The following is a 5,092-nucleotide window of genomic DNA, read 5'->3' on the forward strand; positions in this document are numbered from 1 at the left end:
TCCTTCCTCTATTTCCGCATGCCCAGCCCACCACCTCAACCGGTATCACCTGTGCTGTTTCTTAAAATCGACCTAATCCAAGGTGATGAAATCCTGCGAATGAGTGAGTATATGTGAGATAAACCCTTAAAACCGAGGGACGGGTAACGATAGATGAAGACTAAAAGGGCTGCCAAGTGGCAGCCCTTCGTCGTTACGCTAAGGGGCGGGATACTTTGAACGTGGCAAGAATTATAACAATGAACGTTTATTGAGAAGGTATGTTGTTAATACGTGGTTTTTGCACATCCCATTGTGGAGTTGTACTGTCTTTACGGGATAGGTGACCAATATGAAATTAATCCTGTTCCACCTTTTTATAAAAACGGAGTTCGTAAAAGAGGGTACCATTGTTTATCGGAAAATTGTGAGTTCTCAGGGCATGCACCAGCGCCTCTTGAAATAGCCTATTCAGATGAAAATGGTGAAGTTGCCCCTGATGCATGGATAGGATTTGGAGGCGATATAGACCCTAATTCTTATAACGATAAGATGGTATCGGAACTAAAAGAATCATGGGAAAATATTTGTAAAAAGAAAGTAAATGACGCATATGAAGCAGCACAAACTACTTAAAGATAAAGAATAAAATTCAATTATCGAAGATCGTTTGTTCAACAAATAGAGAATGGCAAAAACGTTAATAAAGGGGTAACTCATGGATAAAATGGTTCATGAATTGAAGAGCATCGAATTAGATAATCCATTCCCGTATAGAGATTTTGATAAAATTCAGGAGGATTTCCGTTCTGTTTTTATGAAGTTAAGAGATGAAGAAAACTCTTTGAATGGCGATTTTAACACCTACTGTATGAATATTGCGGGTACTTTAAGCTATGTCTTGACTGGTAAGATAGAAGATATTCCTCGCCGACAAAGAGAATTGTTAGAGCTTTCTTTCTTTAATTGGTTCCTGCAGTATAGATTCATCGAGGGAAGTATCGGTAAGTACGCGGAGTTCTTTAAAGAGTACGAGAACTTCGAGAAAGCTCGTCTGCTGCTTCTCGACTATTTAGAGGCAGCAGATAAGGGATTGCGCTAACGGGTAACGATAGTTCACAGAGTGGAGGAAACAGATGGATTTTTAAGGACTGGACTGAATTAGCAACCTCCTGGGGTATTTTACTCGACCATAGAAAAGATGAAGAAATACTTCAGGATATAGATCAAAAATTAAAGGAATCAGTTAATCTGACAGGGATTCAAAATAATATTGTCATTCGAGATGCGAAAGAGTTCTTAAGTTTCTTTGTAAAAAACGAAATGAGTAAAAAGCCAATTTTTGAGGGTTTATTAGCAATCGAAGAACCAAACACATTTGTCAAATACTTTAGATTGTTACTCCCTCATATGTGGGCATAAGAATTACAGATGATTAAGCTAACGAGACACGATAGTTCAATACCGAAAGGGCTGCCGCTTGGCAGCCCTTTGTTCAACTAACGGACAGTTTAATTTAATTCTCATGGAATAAAAATGATATAATGGTATGGAAGAATTTTGAATTGCGAGGTGGAAAATGGGGGTAAATTTCTCAGCTGTTTTTAAACACTCATTAGATGTTACAGCCATAGAAGTTTTTAAAGAAGAGATTGTTAAAGGGACAAGATTTCCTAAAGTTGTAAAGTGTATTAAAGAAGTTAATTTTCATAACCCGCATCTTGACAGACAATGGTTATTAAATCGTGATCGTATTATTGAATCACATAACTTTGAGCCATTTGATCCCGTGCTAATAGGGGATGAAGAATATGTTGAGCTTGGAGGCCCTGGTGGGTTTAGATTTATATTTAATAAGTACATCTGTGAGTTCAGTCCTTGTTTTAGGTAGTACCAATTTATAGAAAATCAAGAGTTGCAACTTGAACTAAGGGCAATATGCCAAGAATTTGCAGACTACTTCAGTTATAACTTTGCAATATATATGGGAGATAATTATTGTGCGTTAGACTATGTTTTTGAAGGTCGCGATATGGATTATTATAAAGCCAATCTTATGAGTAGATTTGGTAAAGCTAAATCATCTATCGGGGAATTAATACAGAAAACTAATAGTGGATGGAAATCAGAAGGCTATTTTATAGATGATTTTAAAGGTTTGCATCGTAATTCGTTGAGCTAAAAAGGAGAACGATAGTTTAACGGACCATAGAGCAGTTAGCCGAATGGCAGCTGCTTCTTGCTCGTTAAGCTAACGGGCAGATACGCAACATTTTTGTCTTCAGATTTCCACTTGACCCTTACGTAACGTAATGATTTATAGTGAACGTAAGAGAAGGACGAAACACAGCCTACTGCCAAAAAATCGAATAACTAAATTCGAAATCGGAGGAGAAGCAAACATGAGAAAACTCATATTGTTCATGCATGTATCGCTGGACGGGTATGCGTCGGATTCGAACGGAGGACTAGATTGGATTCCGTACAACGAGGAATTAGAGAAATACGCCGAGGAAGTCGTAGCCGAAGTCGGCTCTCCGGTATACGGACGAACGACGTATCGGTTGATGGAGAGCTACTGGCCCACGGTGCTGGATAATCCGGATGCGTCGAGGCACGATATGGAGCATGCCAAATGGCTGCAGGATGTGAAGAAGATCGTCATTTCCGGCTCTATGGACATTGTCGAATGGAACAATACGGTACTGATCAAGGACAATATTGCAGATGAAATCAAGGCGCTCAAGGAGCAGCCAGGCAAAAATCTCGTTATCTTCGGCAGTCCGGGGGCGGCGAAGACGTTGCTTGAGCTCGGCCTGATCGACGAATTCCTGCTGACGATTTGTCCAGTCATCTTGGGCGGCGGAAAATCGGCATTCCACGGCGGCGGTGAGAAAATGAGGCTCAAGCTGCTGTCCAGCCGAACGCTCAAGTCAGGCATTATCGCAGCCCGCTATGAGTTGGAGAAATAGCTGTGCCGTACAAGATGTTCTACTAACGGGTAACGATAGCACAACGACACCAGGCTGCCGGTACGATCGGCGGCCTGTTAAGCCAACGGGTAACGATAGTTGAAAACTAAAGGGCTGCCGCGTGGCAGCCCTTCGTCATTACGCTAACGGGCAGCATTCCTATTATGAAGAAATACGAGGTTTGAGTAACAAAAAGACTCCTTGGTATGATGTTATTGGGACCAAGTTGCTCGTCAGCTACCGGATTCAAATCAAACCAAGGAGACTACAAGATAAATGAACGCATTAATCAAATCACTTCTTCTACTTTAATTGTTGGTGTCGACATCGCAAAATTCAAACATGTAGCCCGAGCGCAAGACTACCCGGGGTCGATCTCGAATTGAGTGTGATAAGAGATGACTGTTCCAATTTATAGAACTGATTAGACGCTCAATAACTCTTGCCGCTCTAATCTTTCCACCTCATCATCATGTAGAGCTGCTCGACGCTTTAGGAGCTCATATGTCTCACTCCACTCGTCAGGGTACCTTGTCCATTGAATTCGCTTATACAATTCTCCTAGGGCAATCTCTACTTCATTTCTAAATTGTTTCCATAGTATCATAGCTTTGTAATAATCACCGTTATTACGAGTAGCATTCACTACGTCATAACAAAGTTTATCTTTTCTGAAAATCTCCATACTGATTTCATCAACTTTAAAAAGAATTTCTTTTTTGAGTTTTGCGTCATTCTCCATAGTTGCGATCATTTCGGCCATAATAGAAGTTATATTGGGATTATTTTGAGCTGAGTGATTAATACATTCAGTAAGTTGGTTAGTCATAAATTTTTCCCTCCTAGCAACATGCTGTTACCATTCTGGTTTTATATAATACTTTTCGTTAGAAGGGGGTTTTTTTAGTCACTAAGCAAGTGAAGATAGCTAATGGTAATAAAAGGGGGAGTGAACTTAATTAATAGATGAAAAACGAACATATCATGCACTTGATGACTTTTCGATTAATGAAACGCTGGAACGCCTAGATAGAATGAGCATTATGCAAAAGAAGATAATAGTTGGTTGAATCTATCACGCTCCTCCAAAAAAGGGCAATGACCGCTGTATTGGAATGAAACTAATTGTGAATTTTTAATCAGCTTATTTGTTTCCTGAGCTTGGGAAAACGGAACGACTTTATCATGAATTCCATGAATAATTAATGTGGGCACATCGATCTGTCCAAGATCGTTGTAAACATTCTCGTCTCTTAGCGTGACCATAATAGCGGAAGTCGACCAATTCGTAGCTTGTAAACCCATTAGAAAGAACCATTCGGATTTTGGTTCAGAAATGTATTGAAAGAAAAAAATCTCCGTTTGGTTTTGCAGCATTTTCGGACGGTCATTGTTTGTTTCTTCGATGATTTTATTCGTAAATTCTTTGGGAACGCTTGATGGAGACGCAGCGTCGATCAGGACGAGTTTAGATACCCCGTACCCTTTGTAACGAGCCATATAACGAATCGAGATCGCGCCTCCGGTAGAGTGTCCTGCTAGTATTATGTTTTTTAACTGTAACGCTTCGATGACCATACGAAGATCATCTGCTAATCTATCGAAACCGTAACCGTCGAATGGTTTATCCGAATTGCCGTATCCTCTCCAGTCCATTCCGATACAACGATATCCGAGCTTGGGAAGGTAATTGAACTGATATTCGAACTGGTTATGGTTTAGCGGCCATCCATGAATAAAAAGTATCGTTTTATTTCCCTTTGGATTGATGTCCTCTATAAATACTTTTACGCCGGGTTCCACAGTAACGAAATATCCCAAGTGTATCACCTCAATTTTTAAAAATGCACTTCCCCATTAAGATATTCGCCCTAGGCAAGGTGAATGCCCAATTTCGGCGTCAAATTAGGTTTAGATCATACGTAGAGACTTCTGAGGAAAACTGAACATCCAAAGGGCTGCTATGTGGCAGCCCTTCGTAGTTACGCTCCCTCATAGAATAAGGTTTTTCTCACGAATACTCGCGAATTCGCAGGATTTCACATATAGATTTAAATAGGAGTTTAAATGATTACATAACATGGGCTAGGCAGTTCCGTTTGAGGGCATGCGGGAATAGAAGGTGTTGGTCTATTTACAAC

The 5,092-nt window shown here is 40.2% G+C and carries 7 protein-coding genes; 5 read left to right on the forward strand and 2 right to left on the reverse strand.

Going from position 1 to position 5,092, the window contains the following annotated elements; all coding sequences use genetic code 11:
* Window positions 1-273 precede the first annotated feature (273 nt).
* The 5 genes from AC1DOV_RS34395 (at window position 274) to AC1DOV_RS34415 (ending at window position 2,951) form a co-directional block, all read left to right on the forward strand.
* The gene (locus AC1DOV_RS34395) at window positions 274-615 is read left to right on the forward strand and encodes a hypothetical protein (protein WP_477552130.1); all 342 of its coding nucleotides are present in this window, start codon (window positions 274-276) and stop codon (window positions 613-615) included.
* An 82-nt stretch (window positions 616-697) separates the two neighbouring features.
* On the forward strand, window positions 698-1,081 hold the full coding sequence (locus tag AC1DOV_RS34400) for a YxiJ family protein (protein WP_477552131.1): 384 nt from the start codon (window positions 698-700) through the stop codon (window positions 1,079-1,081).
* A 477-nt stretch (window positions 1,082-1,558) separates the two neighbouring features.
* Window positions 1,559-1,870 (forward strand): hypothetical protein, encoded by a 312-nt coding sequence (locus AC1DOV_RS34405; protein ID WP_477552132.1) that lies wholly within the window; start codon window positions 1,559-1,561, stop codon window positions 1,868-1,870.
* Window positions 1,871-1,894: 24 nt separating this feature from the next.
* Window positions 1,895-2,161 (forward strand): hypothetical protein, encoded by a 267-nt coding sequence (locus tag AC1DOV_RS34410; RefSeq protein ID WP_477552133.1) that lies wholly within the window; start codon window positions 1,895-1,897, stop codon window positions 2,159-2,161.
* A 220-nt stretch (window positions 2,162-2,381) separates the two neighbouring features.
* On the forward strand, window positions 2,382-2,951 hold the full coding sequence (locus tag AC1DOV_RS34415; protein WP_477552134.1) for a dihydrofolate reductase family protein: 570 nt from the start codon (window positions 2,382-2,384) through the stop codon (window positions 2,949-2,951).
* A 424-nt stretch (window positions 2,952-3,375) separates the two neighbouring features.
* On the opposite strand, the gene AC1DOV_RS34420 is transcribed toward AC1DOV_RS34415, so the two are convergent.
* Complete coding sequence (locus tag AC1DOV_RS34420) at window positions 3,376-3,780, reverse strand: hypothetical protein (RefSeq protein ID WP_477552135.1); 405 nt, start codon at window positions 3,778-3,780, stop codon at window positions 3,376-3,378.
* A 212-nt stretch (window positions 3,781-3,992) separates the two neighbouring features.
* Window positions 3,993-4,772 (reverse strand): alpha/beta fold hydrolase, encoded by a 780-nt coding sequence (locus AC1DOV_RS34425; RefSeq protein ID WP_477552136.1) that lies wholly within the window; start codon window positions 4,770-4,772, stop codon window positions 3,993-3,995.
* Window positions 4,773-5,092: the final 320 nt, after the last annotated feature.

Source organism: Paenibacillus sp. 01T47 (assembly GCF_056398245.1).